Here is a 22,623-nt window from a genome sequence, read left to right as displayed (position 1 = left end):
GACATTTTTAATTTATGAAGGATAGAAAAAAGAATACATTAAAAAGAGTAATGTCCTATTTATTTGAATACAAGATATTAATTATCATAGCAATTATATTATCCATAGGTTCTAACGTATTTGCCTTAATCGGTCCAATGTTATCAGGTTATGCTATAGATAATATTAATGTTGGAAGAGGGGCAGTAAATTTTTCTAAGATATATTATTACTGTGGACTTATGATTGGATTCTACATTTTATCTTCTATTTTAGCTTATATTTTATCAGTACTTATGCTAGAAATTAGCAAGAGAATATCCTATAGACTAAGAAAAGATTTATTTGATAGATTATTATCTCTTCCAGTAGGATATTTTGATACCCATGCAACAGGAGATATCATAAGCAAAATTTCCTATGATGTGGATACTTTAAATTCTACCTTAACATCTGATTTAGTGAGCATTTGCTCAAGTATAATTACTGTGATTATATCCTTTGGGTCTATGGTTATGATATCTGAAAAGTTAGTTTTAGTATTTGTATTTACAGTTCCTATGTCTATTATACTTACTAAAAGAATAACTAGGGTAACAAGACCAATGTTTCGTAATCGTTCAAGAAAATTAGGGGAACTTAATGGAATGGTAGAGGAGTTTGTATCAGGTCAAAAGACTTTAAAGGCTTATCATCAAGAAGATAACACAAAGAAAAAATTTGCAAGTAAAAATGAAGAAGCAGTAAATGCTTATTATCGTGCTGATTATTATGGTTCTATGGTTGGTCCTTCAGTTAACTTTATGAATAATTTATCACTAACTCTTATCAGTATTTTTGGTGCTATTATGTATCTTTTTGGACAAATGACTTTAGGAAACATATCTTCCTTTGTACTGTATTCTAGAAAATTTTCAGGACCTATTAATGAAGCGGCTAATATCATGGGAGAATTTCAATCGTCCCTTTCTGCTGCTGAAAGAATTTTTCAATTAATGGATGAGCTATCGGAGCTAGCAGATAAGGAAGGAGCTAAAGAGCTTGTGGATATGGAAGGAAATGTGAAGGTAGAGAATATTTCCTTTGGATATAATAAGAATAAGATTATTCTTAAGAATCTTAGTATGAATGTACCTGCTGGAAGTATGATTGCTATAGTAGGCCCTACAGGGGCAGGAAAAACTACTTTAATTAATCTTCTCATGCGATTCTATGATGTTAATGAAGGGGATATTAAGGTAGATGAAAATTCAATATCACAGGTTACACGTAAGAGTTTAAGAAAAGCTTATGCTATGGTACTTCAAGATACATGGCTATTTGAAGGAAGTATATTTGAAAATATTGCTTATGGCAATGAAAATGCAACTATGGAAGATGTTGTAGAAGCAGCTAAGGCAGCTAAAATTCATTCATATATAAAAAGACTTCCTAAGGGTTATGATACAGTAATTACTGATGATGGAGCTAATGTATCTAAAGGACAAAAACAATTGCTAACCATAGCAAGGGCTATGCTTTTGGATGCAAAGATGCTTATTTTAGATGAAGCAACTTCTAATGTTGATACTAGAACAGAAGTTCAAATTCAGCAAGCCATGAGAAACTTAATGAAGGATAAAACCTGCTTTGTAATTGCACATAGGCTTTCTACCATAAGGAATGCAGATCATATTCTAGTGGTTAATAATGGGAATATAGTTGAACAAGGAAATCATGTGGAGTTATTAAAACAAAAGGGTTTTTATAGTCAATTATATAATTCTCAGTTTGAATAATTAATAAAAAAGGCTATCTTCAAATAATTATCTAATACTATAAAAATAAATTTGCACTTAGCAATATAAGTGTAAATTTATTTAATGGTATTAGTTCTTTTAGATAGCCAAATTTATATTCAATTTAATTATTTACTTTAAATTAAAATTCAATGCTGTTGCTTTTATTTATTATAAGATGAATCTTATCTATTCTTCTATCATCTAAGGCTAAAAGTTTTAGGGTTACATTATCTATTTGAACTTGATGGTTATTTGTGTCCTTAGGGAAAGTTCCAAAGGTTTCAAGGAATAAACCACCTATGGTATCTGCAACCTCTGAATCTAAAGAGAGATTTAAAAAATCATTCAAATCAGATAGAGTAAGTAATCCACTAACTATATAGTTTTCCTCATCTACTTTTTCTATTTCAGGTTGTTCATCATCATATTCATCACAAATTTCTCCCATTACTTCTTCAATAATGTCTTCTATGGTAACAATACCTGAAAATCCACCATATTCATCTATTAATATAGCCATGTGATTCCTATTTGTCTGAAGTTCTCTGAATAAATTATCAATAGAATTTGTCTCAGGAACAAAATAAGGTTTTTTCATTATATCTTTAATAGAAATATTATCTATGCCCTTTTCTACTATGCTTGCAAATATATCTTTCATATAAAGCACGCCTACAATATTATCAAAGTCCTTATCATAGACAGGTATTCTAGAAAAACTTTCACTCAGGATATAACTTATGTTGTCTTTAATGGAATCATTTACTTCTAGTAGATAAGCCTCTGTTCTTGGTGTCATAATTTCTTTAGCCATGGTGTCATCAAACTCAATTATACCATCAATCATCTCACGTTCTATCTTATTAATAGCGCCCTGTTCTTGGCCAATTTCAATAAGACTTCTGATTTCTTCTCTTGAAACCTGATCTTCCATACCATCTGTCTTAATTCCAAAGAGTTTCATTATAAGATTAGTGGAGCAAGATAAAAACCATACGAAAGGTTTAGTAAATTTAGCTATAAGAACTATAGCTTTTATAGAAAACATAGCTACCTTCTCTGAATTTTGAAGAGCTATTCTCTTTGGAACTAGTTCTCCTAGAACTAACGTTAGATAAGATATAAGCAAGGTTATTGCAACTAGAGCTATTTTATCACTGTATGGTATACCAAATCCAGATAGTGTATCTGAAAAGCCTACAGAAATAGATGTAGCTGCTGAAGCAGATGCAAAGAAACCTGCAAAGGTAATTCCTACTTGGATAGTAGATAAGAAATTATTAGGATCCTTTAAAATTTTTTGAAGAAGTAAGGCCTTCTTATTACCTTCATCCGCTAAAAGATTTAGTTTAGTTTTGTTTAAAGATACAATTGCCATCTCTGCAGATGCAAAGAAAGCATTTATTAAGATTAGTAAAAAGATTAGAATAAAACTGCCACTGGGGCTCCCGTCCATTCTTATATTCCCCCTTATTTTAAATGTAGTGAGCTTATTATAGCATACTAATTTATAGGTAATCAAATAACAGACTTAATTATTTAAGGTTAAATATGGCAAAAGAATCAAGTCTCCTTATTAAATCTATGGATATATAGTATTTACTTTAATACTCTATGGTTTAATTAGCTATTAAATAAAAAAGCTATTGACATAGATATTCATAGTCATTATAATGATATGTAATAAAATATTTAATATAATACTTATCAAGAGAGGTGGAGGGATAGGCCCTATGAAACCCAGCAACCAATGTGTTCATCTACATATATGGTGCTAAATCCTACAGTATGAGCTGAAAGATAAGAAGACGATTGTTAAAACCTCTTTCAGCGAAAGAGGTTTTTTGTTTTCAAATTGTTTTTAGAAATTATACTATTTAAAATTTAATAATGAAACTCTTATCAAGAGAGGTGGAGGGATAGGCCCTATGAAACCTCGGCAACCTTCAGACCCATTTGTCTGAAAAGGTGCCAATTCCTACTCTAATTTTACAAATTTAGAGAAAGATGAGAGGGAGCTATAACATGGGTACCCTTGTATGTAAATCCCCTTTCATCTAGATTATTTAGATTTAGATGAAAGGGGATTTTATGTTATCTAATAAAATATTTTAAGGAGAGATTAAAATGGGAGAAAGAAAATTTAAATTTGATACATTACAAGTTCATGGAGGTCAGGAAGTAGATAGTGCAACAGGCTCTAGAGCAGTTCCCATATACCAGACTACATCCTATGTTTTTAATAGCGTTGACCATGGAGCTAATCTATTTGCTTTAAAGGAAGAAGGAAATATTTACACTAGAATAATGAATCCAACAACGGATGTTTTTGAAAAAAGAGTGGCAGCTTTAGAAGGGGGTGTGGGTGCTCTTGCAGTTGCATCTGGTTCTGCTGCAATCACATACGCAATAATTAATATAGCAGGAGCAGGAGATGAAATAGTTGCAGCTAGCACTTTATATGGAGGCACATACAATCTTTTATCTACAACTCTTACTAAATTAGGTATTAAAACCGTATTTGTAAATCCAGATATCATAGAAGATTTTAGAAAGTCTATGAATAACAAAACTAAGGCTATTTATTTGGAAACTATAGGAAATCCAGGGATGAATCTTATTGATATTGAAGAGGTAGCCAACATTGCTCATGAGCACAATATACCACTAATTGTAGATAATACATTCGGGACACCATACCTTATACGTCCAATAGAACATGGAGCTGATATTGTAGTTCATTCTGCAACAAAGTTTATAGGGGGACATGGAACTTCAATAGGTGGAATAATTGTAGATTCTGGAAAATTCCAATGGTTGAATAACCCGAGATTCCCTGAGTTTAACAAACCAGATTCTAGTTATAACGGTATAGTATATGCAAAAGATATAGGAGCAGCAGCTTATATTGTAAAAGCTAGAGTGCAACTTTTAAGAGATACAGGAGCATCCTTAAGTCCTTTCAACTCATTTTTATTTTTACAAGGACTGGAGACTCTTTCATTGAGAGTAGAAAGACATGTGTCAAATGCTAAAAAGATTACGGAGTTTTTACAACAACATCCACTTGTATCATGGGTAAATTATCCTAGTTTAGAAGGTAATAAATATTATGCTCTTTCACAAAAGTATTTTCCAAAGGGTGTTGGTTCCATATTTACATTTGGGATAAAAGGTGGAGTAAAGGAAGGAGTAAGATTTATTGAATCACTTAGCATATTTTCTCATCTTGCTAATGTTGCAGATGCAAAATCTCTTGTAATACACCCAGCAAGTACTACTCATGCTCAATTAAATGAAAAAGAACAATTAAATGCCGGAGTTACATCAGATATGATAAGACTTTCTATTGGAATAGAAGATGTGGATGACCTTATAGAAGATATAGATCAAGCTCTTAAAAAAGCAGTTTTAAAGGAATGGTGATGGAATGTCCTTAATAATAGATAAAAATCTTTTATCAGTAAATAAGTTAATTGAACATGGAATCCAAATAGAAGATGCTTCTCACAGTTACCATTCAGATGTGATACGTATTTTAATTGTAAATTTAATGCCTAAAAAGTGTGAAACAGAATTTCAGTTTTTAAGTATATTTGGCAATATGAATACAAGTATAAAGGTAGATTTCTTGTATATGAAAACCCACACACCACGAAATACAGATAAAACCTATTTAGAGAAACATTATAAATCCATAAGTCAGGTAGCAAATAGTAATTATGACGGTGCTATTATTACGGGAGCTCCCTTAGAATTTTTAGATTTTAATGATATCGAATACTGGAAGGAACTACAGAGAGTAATTGATTATTCTAATAAAAAGGTTAAGTCTACATTATATATATGTTGGGCAACAATAGCAGGATTATATCACAATTTTGGAATAAATAAATGTGTAACAACAGAAAAGATCTTCGGAGTTTTTCCTCATGTAATTGTAAATAAAAAGGAGCCTCTATTAAAAGAGCTTAGTGATGGATTTATAGTTCCTCATTCAAGATATGGGAGAGTTAGAAAACAGGATATAGAAAAAATAAAAGAATTAGAAGTCCTATGCGAATCAGAAGAATCAGGTATCTATATAATAAGCACTAGAGATAAAAAACAAATTTATATTACAGGACATCCTGAGTATGAGAGCTGTACTTTAAAAAAGGAATATGAAAGAGATATAAAAAGTGGATTTAATATAAGCGTACCTAAAAATTATTTTCCAAGTGATGATTCTAGCCAAGAAATTAACTTAGATTGGAGTAGTAATTCACAGCGTTTATTCTCAAATTGGGTAAGAGAATGTTTAGTAAAAAGTTAAAATATGCAACTAATTATATTAAAAGAGGAGTGATATTTTTATGAATATAGGATTATTAGGATTTGGAACTGTAGGCACAGGAGTTTATGAAATTATATATAAAAGAAAAAGGATTTTTAGAACATTAGTGGGTGATGAACTATCTATAAGTAAAATTCTTATTAAAGATATAAATAAGGATAGGAGTATAAAGGAGTGTAAAAATAAACTAACAGATAATCCTTATTTTATTTTAGATGATCCAGATATAGATATAGTCATAGAAGCAATAGGTGGAATAAAAGAAGCTTATGAATATATAAAATATGCTTTAACAAAAGGGAAACATGTTATAACTGCAAATAAGGCGGTGGTTGCAAGGCATATGAAGGAACTTATAGATTTAGCAAATAAAAATAAAAGAGCATTTTTATATGAAGCTAGTGTGGCAGGTGGGGTTCCTATTGTTAAACCTTTAAAACAACAAGTAACCTTAAATGATATTAAAGAGATAAATAGTATATTAAACGGTACTTCTAACTTTATATTAAGTAAGATGATTAAAGAAAACCTAGACTTTTCACAGGCACTAGATATTGCTCAAAAGTTAGGTTATGCGGAAGCGGATCCAACGGATGATATTGACGGATATGATGTTAGAAGAAAATTAGCAATTTTATCTACCATAGCTTTTAAAAGAGAGATAAAAGAAGAAGATATTTACTGTAGAGGCATTAGAACTATTAAGTCAGTAGACATAAAGGCAATAAAGGAATTAGGATATACGGTAAAACTATTAGCAAAGGCTTCATTTAAAGAAAATAATTATTATTTATCTGTAGAGCCCAATATTTTGTCTAAGGATTCATTTTATGCAAAGATAGAAGATGCTAATAATTTAGTGTCTATTATTGGGAATGATATAGGAGAGCTGAAATTTTATGGTGCAGGTGCGGGTAAACTACCTACAGCAAATGCTGTGGTAAGTGATGTTCTTGATATTATATATAATAATTATGGAAGTTGTGGAATAAATCAGGAAGAAGATAAATTATGCAATAATACAGATTTAGTTAAAGATATATATTATATAAGAATAAGTCCTAAATATGGATTAAATGAGAAGGTATTAAACCTTATTAAAGAAGAAAAAATAGTTGATAAAATGATAAAAACTGGTGAAAATATTATATTTACCTCTAAAGATATAGATTATGTGAAAATAAGTAAATTTATTAGTAACATTAAAAACTTCATTAATGATGAGTTTTATGCTGTTATTAGATAACAAATATTATATTATTCTAAGAGGGGGTATAGTAAATGCATATAAAAGAGTTATTTAAGGAAAAAGAAGTAGTTTTTTCTTTTGAAATATTTCCACCTAAACTTACATCGCCAATAGAGACTGTATACAATACTTTAGAGGGATTACAAGGTTTGAATCCTGACTATATTAGCATTACCTATGGAGCAGGTGGAAGTGTTAATAATAATAGAACATGTGAGTTATCATCTTTAGTTAAAAATAAATATGGTATAGAGGCATTAGCACATTTAACGTGTATAGGTTCTACTAAAAGTGAAATAAATGAAATTTTAGAAAATTTGAATGAAAATGGAATCGAAAATATATTAGCTTTGAGGGGAGATGTTCCTGAAGGAAATCCCTCAATAGGGGAGTTTAATAATTCTCAAGAATTAATAAACCACATAAAGGAAACCAAGGAATTTGGAATAGCAGCAGCTTGCTATCCTGAAGGACATATTGAAAGTAGAGATATAGAGAGGGAAATTGAAATATTAAAGTTAAAGGAGAATGCAGGAGCAGAGTATTTAATTTCCCAGTTATTCTTTGATAATAAGTATTTCTATAAATTTTTAAATTCTGTAGAGAAGAGTAATATAGAGATACCTATTCAAGCAGGTATTATGCCAGTAACCAATAAAAAACAAGTTGAAAGGATAGTTTCTCTTTGTGGAGCTAATCTACCCTCCAAGTTCATAAAAATAATAAATAGATATGAGCATGATAAGGATGCACTGAGGGATGCAGGAATAGCCTATGCATTAGAACAAATAGTAGATTTAGTTTCTACTGGTGTAAGGGGAATACATCTTTATACAATGAACAATCCATATATAGCTAAAAGAATTACTAGTAGCATTGGCTCAATACTAAATTCTATAAATAAAAGACAAGTAATTTAATATATAATTAATGAATAAGGGAGGTGGAGCTTGCCCATGAATAAATTTCTACAAAATAAAGATGAGGTTTTAAGATATTTAGGCTATAAAAATCAAGTTTTAGATAAAGTTACTAATGATTTAATTGATGAATTAATGGATGAAATGAGAAGTTTAATTAAAGCTAGATATGTATATAAATTCTTTAACATTAGGAAAGAGAAGGATAGAATATGTATTTTAAATAGCAATTTTAGTATAGCAGGAGAAGATATTAGAAAGCACTTGGATAAATCAGAAGTCTGTATCTTAATGGCTGCAACTCTAGGAAATAGTGTAGATGAAAAAATAAGATATTATGAAAAGATAAGCATGACTAAGGCATTAATACTAGATGCTTGTGCTACAACAGCTATAGAAGAACTATGTGATAGAATATGTGAAGAGTTGGAGGAAGTTGTACAAAATGAAAACAATACACTAACATCTAGGTATAGTCCTGGATATGGGGATTTACCCATAGATATACAAAAAAGATTTCTCGCTATGCTCAGTGCAGAAAAATCTATAGGGCTTACTGCATCCTCTAATAGTATTTTAATACCAAGAAAATCCGTTACAGCCATAGTAGGGGTTGTTAAAAGAGAGAATAATAGCATAAAAAGAATAAGCTGTTTACAGTGTAATAAATATTCTAATTGTATGTTTAGAAAAGGGGATGATAGATGTGGAAATTGAAGAAAGATTGAAAGAAGGAATTTTAATTTTTGATGGTGCTATGGGTACTATGTTGCAAAGTAGTGGATTACAGTTAGGTGAATTACCAGAAATATTAAATATTACTGATTCAAAAATAATAATTGAAATACACAAAGCTTATATTGAAGCTGGTGCAAATGTTATTACTACCAACACCTTTGGAGCTAACGAAATTAAGTTTGAAAATAGTAATTTTAGTGTAGAGAAAATAATTCATTCAGCAGTAGAAAATGCAAAAATAGCTACTAAGAATAAACAAGCATATATAGCTTTAGATATAGGTCCCATTGGTGAACTATTAGAGCCCATGGGGACTTTAACCTTCGATGAAGCCTATAGTATTTTTAAAAGGCAGATTATTCAAGGGGTAAAAAGTGGTGTTGATTTAATATTAATAGAAACCATGACAGACTTATACGAAGCAAAGGCCGCAGTATTAGCAGCTAAGGAAAATTCAGATTTGCCAGTATTTTGTACAATGAGCTTTGAGTCAGACAAGAGGACTTTCACAGGGTGCAATGCCACATCTATGGTAATGGTACTAGAAGGGTTAGGCGTAAATGCTCTTGGAGTTAACTGTTCTTTAGGACCTGAAGAAATAGAACCTATAATAGATGAAATATTAAAAATATCTAAAGTGCCTGTAATGGTCCAACCTAATGCAGGATTACCTAATATTATAAAGGGTGATACGATATTTAATATTTTACCAGAAGAATTTGCAGTTTACGGAGCAAAGTTTAAAGAAAAAGGTGTAAAAGTAATAGGAGGATGCTGTGGTACAACAGATAGACATATAGAAAGTTTAGTAAAAGCTTTAAAGAAAGTAAAAATAAAAGACAAGAAATATAGTCCTTTAAGTGGTGTATGCACTCCTACTAAAGCAGTAATTATTGATCAGGTCAAAGTAATAGGAGAAAGGATAAATCCTACAGGTAAAAAATTATTTAAGGAAGCATTAAGAAACGGAGATATAGATTATATTCTAAGGGAGGCTATAGCTCAAGTTGATGCAGGAGCCCATATTCTAGATGTTAATGTAGGTCTTCCGGAAATAAATGAAGAAGAAATAATGGTTAAGGTTATTAAAGAAATACAATCCATATTAGACGTACCTCTTCAGATAGATTCTACAAATGCTAAAGCTATAGAAATGGGATTAAGATATTATAATGGTAAGGCTATAGTTAATTCAGTAAATGGAGAAAATAAAGTGTTAGAAAATATATTACCTATAGTAAAAAAATATGGAGCTGCTGTAGTGGGGCTTACTTTAGATGAAAGAGGAATACCTTCAAGTGGGGAAGAAAGATTTAGAATAGCTGAAAAAATAGTAAAAACAGCAGAAAGTTATGGTATAGATAAAAAAGACATATATATAGATTGCTTAACATTAACAGCTGCTGCCCAACAGAAAGATGTTAAGGAAACTTTAAAAGCACTTTCTTTAGTAAAAGAGAAGTTAAATGTAAAGACTGTACTTGGAGTATCCAATGTATCTTTTGGATTACCTAATAGGGAAATTCTAAATAAAACATTTTTAGCAGCAAGTTTATTTGCGGGTTTAGATTTACCTATAATAAATCCCTTAAATAAAGATATCATGGACACAATAGTAGCCTCTAAAGTTTTATGGAATGAAGATAAGGGAGCAAAGGAATATTTAAAATATAATAAAAATACATCTAAAGAGCAAACACCTATAAAAAAAGATGTAAACAATATTCAAGATGATTTATTTAAAATAATATTAAAAGGTATTAAAGAAGAAGCCCAAATAGCTACAGTGAAGTTATTAGAAAATAAACAGCCACTAGAAATTGTAAATGAATATATAATTCCTACCTTAGATATTGTAGGAGAAAAATATGAAAATGGACATATATTTCTTCCACAACTAATCCAATCTGCAGAAACAGTAAAAGAATCCTTCAAGGTCATAAAAGATAAGTTAAGCAAAGGAACTGATGCTGAGATTTCAAAAGGAAAGATAGTATTAGCTACTGTAAAAGGTGATATACATGATATAGGAAAAAATATAGTAAAGGTACTTCTGGAGAATTATAACTATGAGATTATCGATTTAGGAAAAGATGTTTCTAAGGAGAAAATAGTAGAAGCTGTTATTAAAAATAATGTTAAGCTAATAGGACTTAGTGCACTAATGACTACTACTGTTAAAAATATGGAAGAAACCATATTCGAACTAAAAAGGACTAAGCCAGATTGTGTAGTTATGGTGGGTGGAGCGGTACTTAATGAGGAATATGCAAATATGATTAAAGCAGATTTTTATGCTAAAGATGCAAAGGAATCTGTAACCATAGCTAGGAAAGTATTGGGATAAAGCAAGTTACATCTTATTAAAAATTAATAATAATAAAATATATGTACATAAATAAAATAAGTTGACATTTTTTATTTATGTGCATATAATAAAATATAATAATTTAAATATACAAATACATTGAAGAAGGAAAGTAGTATTTAATGAAGATTCAGAGAGAATATCCATTAGCTGAAAGGATATTTATTAGAATTATATATGAAGTGCCCTTTGGAGTACGATACCGAATTAAGTAGGCTATCGCGGTTTTAACCGTTATATTAATAGAGTATGATAGTACTTGAAGAGTGGGGTTATTTTTTTACCAAATAGAGTGGAACCGCGGATATTATCCGTCTCTAAGTTTATCTTAGAGGCGTTTTTTTTAACTCCAAAATCGCTTAAAGATAGTATGAAGTTAATTATTTAGATTAAAAATAAGTATATTGTTGATTTATAGTTTTACAATTGAAAATTTTATGGAGGAAATATATTATGAACTTTTTAAAATCGCTTAAATATGATATAGACTCAGTTTTTCCAAGAGATCCTGCAGCTAGAAGTAGGATTGAGATATTTTTATTATATCCTCACATAAAGTCTCTTATATTTTATAGAATATCTAATTTTTTATATAGAAAAAAATTATTCTTTTTAGCACGATTTATTTCAAATGTCAGTAGATTTATTACAGGCATAGAAATACATCCAGGAGCTAAAATAGGAAGAGGTTTATTTATTGATCATGGAATGGGGGTGGTAATTGGTGAAACAGCAGAAATTAAAGATAATGTAACTATGTATCATGGAGTTACACTTGGTGGAACGGGTAATGAAAAGGGAAAACGGCATCCAACTATAGGAGAGGATGTAATTATTGGAGCTGGTGCTAAGGTTCTAGGAAATATATATATTGGTAAAGGAACCAAAATAGGAGCTAACTCAGTAGTACTGCAATCTACAGAAGAAAATTCAACTGTAGTAGGAATAGCTGCAAAACCTTTAAATAAAAAATAGTATTAAATTTTAGTAAAATATAGGGAGGAATTACTCATGAAAAAGATTTATAGGAGTTTAACAGAATTAATAGGAAATACACCATTGCTAGAGCTTTCGAATTATAATAAAAAGCATAATTTAAAAGCAACTATAGTTGCAAAATTAGAATACTTTAACCCAGCGGGAAGTGTAAAGGATAGAATTGCAAAGGCAATGATTGATGATGCAGAGGCTAGGGGAATTTTAAATGAAGATTCCGTTATTATAGAACCAACTAGTGGAAATACTGGTATAGGGCTTGCTTCAGTGGCATCAGCAAGAGGATATAAAATTAAATTAGTGATGCCAGAAACTATGAGTATTGAAAGAAGAAACTTGATGAAGGCTTACGGAGCTGAGATTGTGTTAACTGAAGGTGCTAAAGGAATGAAGGGAGCCATAGCTAAGGCTGAAGAGTTAGCTAGTGAAATTCCAAATTCATTTATTCCCGGACAATTCGTAAATCAAGCTAATCCAGCAATTCATAAAGCAACTACAGGACCAGAAATTTGGGAAGATACTGATGGTGAAGTAGATATTTTTGTAGCCGGAGTTGGAACAGGTGGGACTATAACTGGAACGGGTGAATTCCTAAAGTCAAAAAATTCAAATGTGTCAGTTGTAGCAGTAGAACCAGAAGATTCACCTGTGTTATCAGAGGGTAAAGCAGGACCTCATAAAATTCAAGGAATAGGTGCTGGATTTATTCCAGAAACTTTAAATAAAGAAGTTTATGATGAAATCGTAAAAGTATCTAATGATGATGCTTTTGATACAATTAAGGAACTAACAAAGACTGAAGGATTGTTAGTTGGAATATCTTCAGGAGCTGCATTAAAAGCAGCTACAGAATTAGCTCTTAAGCGAGAAAATGAAGGGAAAATTATAGTTGTTTTACTACCGGATACTGGAGAAAGGTATTTATCAATTCCAAACTTTATATAGAGTATAATAAGGTAAGGAGAAGGGATAAATTTATGCCCTTCTTTTTGTTAATTGAAATTTAAATAATTCATATTGTATTGAAATAATATTTAATATAACATTATATATAGAAATAAATGATAATAGTTAAATTAAGTGTTAGGGGCGAGGTCTAGTGGCAGATAAAAATGGAGATGAATATGTAGTTTTATCCTTAAACCAATTAATAATAGATAATGAGGGGAAAACGGGGATACCCTTCGAGGTACTGAGAAAGGTCTTTGGGTTTTCCATAAATGTAAAGGGACCTCATATTTATATAAAAAGTGCCTCAGATAAATTTGAAATTGCTAAAGATAAATATAATAGTAAAGAGGGCTCTACAGATAATTTTTTAGAAGACTTTAAATTTTTAAAGGAGAAATTTTCTTTTAAAGAATATTACCAGGGCTCTCTAATATATAGCTCAGATTTAAGGGGACTTAAGCACTATGATGTATTAATTACGGAAAATTCAACTTGGTGTAATATAACCCTAAGAGGAGACTATGTGAATTATTGTGATTTCTCAAGTAATAAAAACATAATAGCTCCACTTATGAAATTTTATTTTCCTAAGGGTTATGATAAAATTCTTAAGGATATTTTAGAAAAGGAAAATGCAAGATACATATGTGATGAAAGAGATGTGCTTATAAGAAAGGATTTTGATGGTAATACCAAAGAAATCGTATTTTCTCAGTTAGGTGGAAGTTTGTAAAATAAAAAGAGATTTTTTAGTAGAATTTCAATAAGAAATACATAGGATTTATTTTTAATTTAAAACTTATGGAAAATACAAAATAAGGAATACTCTTATATGGCATTCCTTGTTTTGTGAGAAAATATTTATATTTAATCTTATTTGTTCTTGCATAATAAGTTCCAAAGTGATGTAATGTAAAATAATATAGTAGTAGCAAGTAGCAAGTAGTAATTAAAATTTGAATATATTTAAATGTTTAAAAGAATTATATTATAATTTAAGTACGCAGCAAATATTAGCCATAAAAGATATGGTATCTGTAAATATGCAGCACATTTATTTATCTTATAAAAATTAAATATCATAAAGGAAACTAATACTATTAATACTAAAATCCAAATGAAAGCAAAGGTAAATTGATTTAAGTTGAAAAATATTATAGACCAAAAGAAGTTGACTATCAGTTGAACTGTATAAAGTTTAAGACTATATTCTTTATATGGAGAATTTGATTCATAAACTATATAGGCAGAAATACCCATAAGTATAAAAAGAATAGTCCACACAATTGGAAAGACAATAGCTGGAGGAGCTAAATCAGGCTTTATAAGATTAGCATAAACTTCTCTACTATTTCTTGTAAGTAGTGAAGAGAGAAATCCGGTTCCTAAACTGAGTATTAAACTAATTATTAATGGTTTTAATTTAATGGTATATATATTTGACATATTTTCACCTCCTTAATGCTATAGAATTTAAATTTAGAGTTCATATAAAGTATATTAAAACTATTATAAATTAGTACTTATATAATAATCATATTATTATGAATATATTTTAGATATAATTACATAATACTTATTTGTGAGTGAAACTCATATTATAGAAGGGGATTAAGATGAATAATTTATTACATCCAGTAAATGAGAATAAGTTTAAAGAAATAGTTAATATAAGATTTAACAACATTAATGAAGGATTTAATAATTATAAGAGTGCAATGTTAAAAAGCAAAACTTTAGAGGAAGCTGAAGAAAATATAATTAAATTTATGGAGGAAGTTATAATATTAAATGGTGATGATAACTCTTTTGTAGATTTATATTTTTCTACTTTAGAAAAAGAAGATAAGGAAAGACTAATAGGGTTATTGGAAGAAAAAGATAAAGAAATAATGGAAAGTATTAAGGATACTTTACAGGGAGACACAATTTATTTTAGGTTAACAAAAGACATCATACCATTTATAACTAGATTAAGTACTAGAGAAGTTCTATTCTGTACTGCATATTTCACAAAATACCCATTTACTATATGGGGTAACTATAATAAAAAATTTCCATGTTTTTATAAGGCAGATAAAGTATTGGATTTATATACTGATATTGCAAAGGAATGCGATGTTGAAGTTATTGTTTAATAATAGCTATTATTGACTAATTTATGAGTTAGTAATACTATAAGTATATAGCTATAAGGAAAATTACAGTTATAATATAGGGTATATATGGAGGAATTCAACATGAAAAAATTTATTTGCAAAGTATGTGGATACATATATGAAGGTGAAAAATTACCAAGTGATTTTGTTTGTCCAGTCTGTGGCGTGGGATCAGAGATGTTTGAAGAATTGAAGGAAAGTAATTTATTTAGTAAATTTAAAGTACTTAATAAGGTGAAAGAAAATGATGTAGTTACATCTTTTTATTTAACTTCTATAGATAAAAAAGTTTTAAAAACACATAAGGCTGGACAATTTATTTCTATAAAACCAATAACTGAAGGGGATAAATCTAGTGAGGTTAGACAATATTCCTTGTCTATGAAGCCAGGAGAAGATTTTTATAGAATAAGTGTTAAGAGAGAAGATAAAGGATTAATTTCCAGATATCTTCATGACAATATAAATGTAAATGATGAAGTAGAAATAACAGAACCATTAGGTGAATTTATATTAAAGGATAACAGTAAACCCTTAGTGCTTATAAGTGGTGGAATTGGAATAACGCCTATGATGTCTATGCTTTATAAGGCTATAGAAGAAGGACGAAAGGTAAAATTTATTCAAGCAGTTATAAATTCAAATGTTCATACTTTTAAAAATGAGCTAAGGGATTTAGCTAAAAAATATGATAATGTAGACGTAGAATTTTTCTATAGTAAGCCATTAGACAATGATAAACTTGGAGAAGATTATCAATTTGAAGGATATTTAACTAAGGAATGGATTGAAAAAAATCTATCAAAGGATGAAGAATTTTATTTCTGTGGACCTTTAGGATTTATGAAAATGATATATGATGCCTTAAAGGCAATGGGAGTGTCAGAGGATTATATAAATTATGAAATGTTTGGTCCATCTGCTGACTTATCAAAAATGTAGTTTACAGGGATATTTCAAAGTATATTTGAAGTATCCTTGTATTTTTTTATATTCTCCTAAATAGTTATGAATATTTTAAGCTTTAAAGCAAAGAATAGCATTATTAATAATTATAGAGGTGAAATTTATGAAAAAGTTATTGTATATAACTGTAAACTCTAAACCGGAAGAGTTATCTGCTAGTAAAACAGTAGGTAGAGCATTTGTAAATAAATTTTTAGAAAAGCATAAGGAGTTTATTCTAGAAGAATTAGACCTTTATCAGTGTCACATACCTAGACTTGAGTATGAATACTTTGAAAAAAGAAATTGTATGATTAAGGAAGAAGATTTTAGTAAGTTGAATGAAAAACAACAAGAAGAAGTTCATAAAATTGTAAAACTTGTGGATCAATTCAAAGAAGCTGACTTATATGTAATAGCAGCACCAATGTGGAGTCTTTCCTTTCCAGCTCCATTAAAGGAATATATTGATTGTATAGTTATGGATGGAAAAACTATAAAAATATCAGAAAACAAAATGGAAGGACTATTAAATGACAAACCAAGGGCTATGGTATATATCCAATCATCAGGGGCATCTATTCCATGGATGTTAAGGTCTATTTTTAATAAAGGACTTGATTATGTAAGAGATATAATGAAGTATATAGGAATTAAGAAATTTGAGGAACTATTAGTGGATGGAACAGGTTTTACTGAAGAAGAAAGAAGAGAAGCTATAGAAGAGGCTAACAAAGAAGTAAATAAACTTATAGAAGAAATTTGGGAAAAATAATTAATATATCACAAAAACTGTTAATATTCTACATATTAATAGTTTTTTTGCGTATACATAGGATGTTTTTTTTACTAAAGTGTTTATTATAATTTCGTTGATACGATTATAATTGTGTAACCTTTAATAAACAAATAAATTATATATTTTTATTAATAAGATTACTATTTAATTTTAATATAGTTATATATTATAGAATATTGAAGAAGTTTAAAATTAGACTAAGAAAGGAGATGGATATGAAATATATGCTTGTAGAAAAAATAATATATAAAAAGTAAAATTGCATGTGTTGAGTAAGCAATGACTTATATGTAAGACTGGAATTAATTATAGGGGGAGAATTATGTTTAAGTTTAAGCGTTTAGGAACTAAAATGACTGTGTTTATAGTAGGCATAGTGTTAGTTGGAATGTTAACAACTCAATTAACAACTACTATAATAATGAAACAAAATCTTAAAGAAGATACAAGTGAAAGAGGAACTACAGTAGTAGCGGAATTAGGAAAGTCCTTTGAAAAGGAGCTATTACAGTATGAAAAAGATTTAAAATTAATTGGAGAAGAAAGTGCTTTTAATAAGGAAGTGCTTAAGGATTCTGTAGCTTTAGAAGAGGTATCATCATTATTTAAGAATTATACTGAATCTAACTCACAGATATTAAGCATATATGTAGGATTTCAAGATAAAAGTATGCTTGCAGAACCTACATGGGAAGTGCCAGCAGACTATGATGTAACCCAAAGAGAATGGTATATAGAGGCATCAGGAAGCCCAGAAGATGTAATATGGACAGAACCATATATTGATGCCGACAATAATGTTCCAGTAATTACAGCAGCAAAAGCTATAGTTGAAAATGGAAAAGTAAAGGGAGTATTAGCTGTTGACTTATCTCTAGAAAACTCTTTAAACAATGTTAAAGAGCATAATGTAGGATACAAAGGTTATGCATTTTTAGTTAGCAATGAAGGAGTTGCACTATACCATCCAAAATTAATTAATGAAAACCTAAAAGAGCAACCTATGTTTGGTGAGATTTTCAAATCAGAATCAGGTTCTTATAAATTTAATGAAGGTAAGGAAGATTTAGAAGTATATTACTATACTATACCAAACTTCAATTGGAAAGTAGGAGCTGTATATAGTGAGAAAGATATGCAAGCTAGTATAATTGAAATTAATAATTTTACTATGGCTATAACTTTTGTAGTGATGCTAGTATTAGCTATAATATTGTTTATACTTATAAAAAGAATATCTAATCCTTTAGTTAAGTTATCCAAGGAAGCAAAGTTAGTAGCAGAAGGTGATTTAACAGTAGATATAAAATCTAAATTGAAGGATGAAATTGGACAAGTAACTAATAACTTTAATAGCATGGTTAAGGATATTAATAATATAGTATCTAATGTACAAAAATCTATATATCAAATCAATAGTGCTAGTGAAAATCTAAGTGCTATATCAGAAGAAACTACAGCTTCAACAGAAGAGATAAATGCTGCAGTTGCAGAAATAGCTAGAGATACCTCAAATCAAGCAGAGACTATTGTAGGCATAGTAGACAAGGTAGAAAAACTTAATGAATCCATTGAAGATATTAATAATATTATCAATAAAATGAATGAACTATCCAATTCTTCTACAGCAGCATCGGAATTAGGCTTAGAAAATGTAAGTAATTTAAATATAAAAATTAATGAAAACACTACTGAACTTAATAAGGTAAATGACATATTCCAGGGATTAGTTTACAAGCTACAAGAAATAGATAAGGTTATCGATATGATAACTAATATATCTGATCAAACTAACTTACTAGCCCTTAATGCAAGTATAGAAGCAGCCAGAGCTGGAGATGCTGGAAAAGGATTTGCTGTGGTAGCAGAAGAAGTTAGAAAATTAGCAGAGCAATCTAGTGATGCAACAAATAAGATTAAGGAATCTTTAACTAATATAAATAAAGAAACTAATAATGTGAAAAGTGCAATACTTTATGCTAATGATATAAACAAAGAAACTGCAAGTGCTGTATTAAGTACAGAACAATCTTTTAATTCTATTAATGATGAGTTACAAGAAATAGTTGAATTAATAAGAGAAACAAGTCATAGAACAGAAGATATTAATAACTATAGTGGAAATATCTTAGGTGGAGTAGAAGACATTTCAAATAATGCACAACAGAATGCATCTACCGTTGAAGAAGTTAGTGCTTCTATAGATGAACAAAGCGTTGTATTTGGAAGTATAGCACAACACTCTGAAGAATTATCACAATCTTGTCATGATTTATCACAATTAATTAATCACTTCAAAGTAAGTAAATAGAAATATTTATTAAACCATGATAATGAAATAAATTATGGATAAAATAAAGGGTATCTCAAGTTTTGGAGATACCCTTTATTGTTACATAGGGTTATAACAAATATTTAATAAAGTAGTTGTAGGATTTTCTATAATCACTGAATCAACTCCATAAACATCTTTAATTAACTTAGAAGTAAGAATTTCTTTAGGTGTACCATAAGCAACGATTATACCTTCTTTTAAAACGTAAAGTTTGTCACAATACATTGCTGCAATATTTAAATCATGAATTGCAGCCACTACTTCTATGTTAAGATTTTTTACAATACTCATAAGCTGAATTTGATATTTTATATCTAAATGATTAGTTGGCTCATCCAAGATCAAACATTCAGTTTGTTGTGCTAATGCTCTAGCAAGAATAATACGTTGTTGTTCACCACCGGAAAGAGTTAAAAAGCTTCTATTTATAAAATTTACCATTCCTACTTTATCTAAGGCATCATAAATTATATCGTAGTCCTCTTTTGTATCTCTATCTAAAAATTTTTTATGTGGAGACCTACCCATGAGTAATATATCTTTTACAGAAAAATCAAAATTATAATTATTATGTTGAGAAAGAACAGCTAATTTTTTAGAGCTTTCTCTTACTGTAATTTTACTTAAGTCAATATCATCTAATTTTATTATGCCACTATTGGGTTTTAAGTTTCTATAGATACACTTTAATAAGGTAGACTTACCACTACCATTTGGTCCAATAATTCCTATGAATTCTTTATTATTAGCATTAATATTAATACCCTTTAGAATATCAGTATCGCCAATTTTAACTTTTATATTCTCTGTTGAAATATGCATTAATTGCTACCTCCAAATCCATAGGATTTTTTTATCATAAGCCATACAAAGCAAGGTGCACCTATCATAGAAATTAATATACCAATTGGAACCTCGGTGCCTTTTATTATAATTCTAGATAGTACATCTGCCCAAATTAGAAATATTGCACCTAGTATAGCGCCTATAGGAATTATTTTTTTATGATCTGTACCAAATAGTATTCTAACTATATGGGGGATTATAAGTCCAATAAATCCAATCATACCTGAGGAATATACTATTACACCAATCATTAAAGAAGTAATAATTAAATAAATGATTCTAAATTTATGTAAATCAGTACCTAAAGTAACAGATACTTCATCACCTAAAAGCATTAGGTTTAGAGTTCTATATTGGGTCATAAAGAATAATGTTCCTATAAAAATAATAGGAAGTATAAAAGAAATTTCATTCCAATTAGCACCAGCCAAACTACCCATAAGCCAAAAGCTAATATTTTTCATTCCTTGAGAATCATTGGTAATATAAACTATAAAGCTTGAAAATGCACTACATACAGAGCTGAGAGCCATTCCGGAAAGAAGTAATTTTACAGAATTCGTTCTTCCACCTATATTAGAAAGCATTAAAACTAGCATTGAGATAGAAAAAGCGCCTATAAATCCCATTATTCCAATATAACTGCTACCTAAACTTGCGCCAATGCCGAGTAGAATTGCTAAAGTAGCCCCAAGGGATGCTCCAGAAGATATTCCTAAAATATAGGGGTCGGCTAACGGGTTTTTAACAATGGCTTGCATTACAATTCCAATTACGGATAATCCCATTCCAACGGCTATAGCTAAAACTGTTCTAGGCATTCTAATCAACCATATAACATCTGTTTTAGCAGCACTTGTAGAGAGCTCACCTATATTAAAAAGTTTATAAAGAATAATCCCATATACTTCTTTCATGGATATATTTACTGAGCCAATAGTAACAGCTAGTCCTATTGAAAGAATAAGTATTATTAAAAGAACAAGAGAAGTACCTATATAAATAGGCATTCTCTTAAAAATATTAGAATATCTAGTTCCGTATAAATTTTTATTTTTAATCATCATAATTACTACTTACCTAAAGTTCCATATAAACCTTCAGAGAAAGTATTTATTCCATCTATAGTTCTGATGCCACTAGAATACATTTCTCCTAAAGATATAGGATATACTTTTTTATTTTTAATAGCTGAAAGTGTTTGAAGAGATTCATCTTTTAAAATTTTATCTACTTCTTGTTGAGGAATGTTTTCATCGCCTCTATCCATATAAACTACAAATATACAATCAGGGTTAAGAGTTATTAAATCTTCTTTGCCAATACTGTTTCCTTCGGGATTTAATAAATTAGCTCCAAGTTTTGTTATCATATCACCAGCTAAAGTATTAGCTCCATAAGTACTGATTTTATCATCAAAGAATTCTACAACTAAAGTATTTTGTTTATCTTTATTTTTAACTGAATTAGCAGTATTTTCAACGGACTCAGTAATTTTATTCACTAGAGCTTGTGCTTTATCTTCAACATTGAAAATTTTTCCTAAGTTTAAAATGTCAGTAATTTCATTATCAATAGTTTTTTCTATAGCGATACCACTATTTAAAGATATATATGTATTAGTGCCATTATCATTCCAATAAGATACATCACCAAGATTTTTATCCTTAAAAAGTGAATACCAACCAACAATGAAGTCTGGTTCAGATATAACCACAGTTTCTTTTGAAGGAGTAAATTCCTTTAAATAATTAATTTTTTCAAAAGCAGCTTTATATTCTTCCTTTACAGGATGGTCGAGACCAGCAGCAGCCACTATTTTATCTTCAAGACCTAAAGCAAGAAGGGTTTCTATAGAGTTTTGATATACAGCAAAAACTTTTTCTGGCGCTTTATCAAAAGTTAGTTTTATAGGTTCTTTTTTGAAGTTATAAGTTTCAATTGTTACTGGATAATGAGAATCTTTAATTTCATTTTGAGGTGGATTAGATTTCTCAGTAGAAGTGTTTTTATCAGATTTGCTATTACTACAACCTACTAGACTAAGGATAAGTAATACGCTCAATAGAAGTGAAGTAATTTTTTTAAAATGTTTCATTGTAATTCTCCTTTAACATTATAATTATAATCAGTTAAATATTATAATTTGTATGAATATAAGGATACTCTTGATAAAACCATAGACAAAAGCATAGTTGTCATGGCGAATATCACTCTTTAC

At 29.5% G+C, this 22,623-nt stretch carries 19 protein-coding genes, 2 riboswitches and 1 other annotated feature; of the genes, 14 read left to right on the top strand and 5 right to left on the bottom strand.

Translation table 11 applies throughout. From position 1 onward, the window contains the following. Positions 1–14 precede the first annotated feature (14 nt). Complete coding sequence (locus B3B03_RS04925) at positions 15–1,757, top strand: ABC transporter ATP-binding protein (RefSeq protein WP_346876610.1); 1,743 nt, start codon at positions 15–17, stop codon at positions 1,755–1,757. A gap of 142 nt (positions 1,758–1,899) precedes the next feature. Here B3B03_RS04925 and B3B03_RS04920 read toward each other — a convergent pair whose 3' ends face one another. Next, on the bottom strand, positions 1,900–3,216 hold the full coding sequence (locus tag B3B03_RS04920; RefSeq protein ID WP_346847589.1) for a hemolysin family protein: 1,317 nt from the start codon (positions 3,214–3,216) through the stop codon (positions 1,900–1,902). 245 nt (positions 3,217–3,461) lie between these two features. Beyond that, positions 3,462–3,567, top strand: a riboswitch (SAM riboswitch). 89 nt (positions 3,568–3,656) lie between these two features. After that, positions 3,657–3,774: riboswitch (SAM riboswitch) on the top strand. A 113-nt stretch (positions 3,775–3,887) separates the two neighbouring features. Here B3B03_RS04920 and B3B03_RS04915 point away from each other — a divergent pair. From B3B03_RS04915 to B3B03_RS04875, 9 genes are all read left to right on the top strand, one after another. Further along, positions 3,888–5,186: an O-acetylhomoserine aminocarboxypropyltransferase/cysteine synthase family protein gene (locus B3B03_RS04915; RefSeq protein ID WP_346876609.1), complete on the top strand. Its 1,299-nt coding sequence runs from the start codon at positions 3,888–3,890 to the stop codon at positions 5,184–5,186. A 4-nt stretch (positions 5,187–5,190) separates the two neighbouring features. Next, positions 5,191–6,075, top strand: coding sequence for a homoserine O-succinyltransferase (locus tag B3B03_RS04910; RefSeq protein WP_346876608.1), 885 nt, complete (start codon positions 5,191–5,193; stop codon positions 6,073–6,075). A 40-nt stretch (positions 6,076–6,115) separates the two neighbouring features. Then, positions 6,116–7,342 carry a homoserine dehydrogenase gene (locus B3B03_RS04905; protein ID WP_346876607.1) on the top strand — a complete coding sequence of 409 codons (1,227 nt, stop codon included), beginning with the start codon at positions 6,116–6,118 and terminating at the stop codon, positions 7,340–7,342. Positions 7,343–7,377: 35 nt separating this feature from the next. Continuing rightward, complete coding sequence (metF, locus tag B3B03_RS04900; protein ID WP_346847585.1) at positions 7,378–8,265, top strand: methylenetetrahydrofolate reductase [NAD(P)H]; 888 nt, start codon at positions 7,378–7,380, stop codon at positions 8,263–8,265. 36 nt (positions 8,266–8,301) lie between these two features. Next, the gene (locus B3B03_RS04895) at positions 8,302–8,982 is read left to right on the top strand and encodes a methionine synthase (protein WP_346847584.1); all 681 of its coding nucleotides are present in this window, start codon (positions 8,302–8,304) and stop codon (positions 8,980–8,982) included. Then, complete coding sequence (locus B3B03_RS04890) at positions 8,972–11,350, top strand: homocysteine S-methyltransferase family protein (protein ID WP_346876606.1); 2,379 nt, start codon at positions 8,972–8,974, stop codon at positions 11,348–11,350. Before B3B03_RS04895 ends, B3B03_RS04890 begins: the two co-directional genes overlap by 11 nt. A 111-nt stretch (positions 11,351–11,461) precedes the next feature. Beyond that, positions 11,462–11,693: a binding site (T-box leader), on the top strand. Positions 11,694–11,824: 131 nt separating this feature from the next. Beyond that, positions 11,825–12,346: a serine O-acetyltransferase EpsC gene (gene epsC / locus B3B03_RS04885; protein WP_346847582.1), complete on the top strand. Its 522-nt coding sequence runs from the start codon at positions 11,825–11,827 to the stop codon at positions 12,344–12,346. A 36-nt stretch (positions 12,347–12,382) separates the two neighbouring features. Then, positions 12,383–13,312: a cysteine synthase A gene (gene cysK / locus B3B03_RS04880; RefSeq protein WP_346847581.1), complete on the top strand. Its 930-nt coding sequence runs from the start codon at positions 12,383–12,385 to the stop codon at positions 13,310–13,312. A 154-nt stretch (positions 13,313–13,466) separates the two neighbouring features. Beyond that, positions 13,467–14,051, top strand: a complete 585-nt coding sequence (locus tag B3B03_RS04875) for a hypothetical protein (RefSeq protein ID WP_346847580.1) — start codon at positions 13,467–13,469, stop codon at positions 14,049–14,051. A 233-nt stretch (positions 14,052–14,284) separates the two neighbouring features. Here B3B03_RS04875 and B3B03_RS04870 read toward each other — a convergent pair whose 3' ends face one another. Next, on the bottom strand, positions 14,285–14,764 hold the full coding sequence (locus tag B3B03_RS04870) for a TspO/MBR family protein (RefSeq protein WP_346847579.1): 480 nt from the start codon (positions 14,762–14,764) through the stop codon (positions 14,285–14,287). A gap of 170 nt (positions 14,765–14,934) precedes the next feature. On the opposite strand from B3B03_RS04870, the gene B3B03_RS04865 reads away from it, so the two are divergent. The 4 genes from B3B03_RS04865 (at position 14,935) to B3B03_RS04850 (ending at position 19,532) form a co-directional block, all read left to right on the top strand. Beyond that, positions 14,935–15,456, top strand: a complete 522-nt coding sequence (locus B3B03_RS04865) for a hypothetical protein (RefSeq protein ID WP_346876605.1) — start codon at positions 14,935–14,937, stop codon at positions 15,454–15,456. Between the two features lie 102 nt (positions 15,457–15,558). Then, positions 15,559–16,419 carry a rubredoxin-like domain-containing protein gene (locus tag B3B03_RS04860; RefSeq protein WP_346847577.1) on the top strand — a complete coding sequence of 287 codons (861 nt, stop codon included), beginning with the start codon at positions 15,559–15,561 and terminating at the stop codon, positions 16,417–16,419. A 127-nt stretch (positions 16,420–16,546) separates the two neighbouring features. Further along, entirely contained in the window at positions 16,547–17,197 is a 651-nt protein-coding gene (locus B3B03_RS04855) for an FMN-dependent NADH-azoreductase (RefSeq protein ID WP_346847576.1), read from the top strand. 346 nt (positions 17,198–17,543) lie between these two features. Further along, positions 17,544–19,532, top strand: a complete 1,989-nt coding sequence (locus B3B03_RS04850) for a methyl-accepting chemotaxis protein (protein WP_346847575.1) — start codon at positions 17,544–17,546, stop codon at positions 19,530–19,532. Between the two features lie 81 nt (positions 19,533–19,613). Here the strand turns inward: B3B03_RS04850 and B3B03_RS04845 are convergent, their stop codons facing one another. The 3 genes from B3B03_RS04845 to B3B03_RS04835 are packed head-to-tail and all read right to left on the bottom strand — an operon-like array spanning position 19,614 to position 22,500. Then, positions 19,614–20,378: an ABC transporter ATP-binding protein gene (locus B3B03_RS04845; RefSeq protein WP_035132043.1), complete on the bottom strand. Its 765-nt coding sequence runs from the start codon at positions 20,376–20,378 to the stop codon at positions 19,614–19,616. Beyond that, positions 20,378–21,466 carry an iron ABC transporter permease gene (locus B3B03_RS04840; RefSeq protein ID WP_346876712.1) on the bottom strand — a complete coding sequence of 363 codons (1,089 nt, stop codon included), beginning with the start codon at positions 21,464–21,466 and terminating at the stop codon, positions 20,378–20,380. Before B3B03_RS04840 ends, B3B03_RS04845 begins: the two co-directional genes overlap by 1 nt. A gap of 8 nt (positions 21,467–21,474) precedes the next feature. After that, positions 21,475–22,500, bottom strand: coding sequence for an ABC transporter substrate-binding protein (locus B3B03_RS04835; protein ID WP_346876604.1), 1,026 nt, complete (start codon positions 22,498–22,500; stop codon positions 21,475–21,477). Positions 22,501–22,623: the final 123 nt, after the last annotated feature.

Origin of the sequence: Clostridium sp. UBA5712 (assembly GCF_002419845.1) — a bacterium.
Lineage (GTDB): Bacteria > Bacillota > Clostridia > Clostridiales > Clostridiaceae > Clostridium_J > Clostridium_J sulfidigenes.
This window is presented reverse-complemented; position numbering and strand designations above follow the sequence as displayed.